The organism is Paenibacillus sp. P4_A7, from assembly GCF_056402455.1.
Window position 1 is genome coordinate 1 of record NZ_JBFUHJ010000874.1, and the last position, 809, is coordinate 809.

Genomic DNA, 809 nt, shown 5'->3' on the forward strand with positions numbered 1-809 from the left:
GGAGGTTAGGTATGCAAGAAGATATATTGGCGGCCTCGGATTTTCGGTTTTCAACTAACCTCCCTGATGATGCTATCGCTTCTTGGCATCAGGAATTAGAGGTAATGTACATCTTGCAGGGAACTGGGGTACTGCAGTTGGATGAAAATCAGTTTGCCTATGAAGTTCGCCAGGATGACATTATTGTGTTGAACAGCTACCAATTGCACAGATTGGAAATGCAAGGTTCGGGTAAGGCTCTGTCGTTGTTTATCTCGCCTACATTTTTGGCAGCCTTTTGTCCTGAGATCGAAAGTATTATTATCGAGTGTAAGTCTTTTCTGTACCCGAAGGAAGAGCAGGCACGTTTTCATTTACTCCGCAGTGAGTTCGCCAGCGTATTCCAGGCCTATTATAAAAACGAATCTCATTTGCCTATATTGCTGCGTAGTCGCGTGGGGGTGCTGCTAAACAACTTAGTGCAAAATTTTTTGGAGCAGCACAAGCATACCGATCCCTCTAGATCCTCAAGTAGGGAAAGGTTGCGCAAAGCGACCGATTATATCCACCGGCATTATCGGGAGAATATTACACTGAGCGGTCTAGCCGCCACTATCTATTTAAGCAGCGCCTATTTATCACATTTATTTCAGAAACAGCTTGGTCTTACTTTCACAGCCTACCTCACGAATGTCAGGTTGAGTCAGGCAGTGGCTCTGCTTCGTAGTGAAAGAACGATCACGGACATCGCTTCAGAAGCTGGGTTTCCGAGTGCTAACGCGTTAATCGACGCCTTCAAACGGCGTTATGGCGTTACACCAGGGCAATAC

The 809-nt window shown here is 46.0% G+C and carries 1 protein-coding gene; it reads left to right on the forward strand.

Going from position 1 to position 809, the window contains the following annotated elements; translation table 11 throughout:
- Positions 1 to 11: 11 nt before the first annotated feature.
- Positions 12 to 809 (forward strand): AraC family transcriptional regulator (locus AC1DWN_RS34635; protein WP_477563329.1); only part of this gene is annotated, 798 nt, incomplete at its 3' end.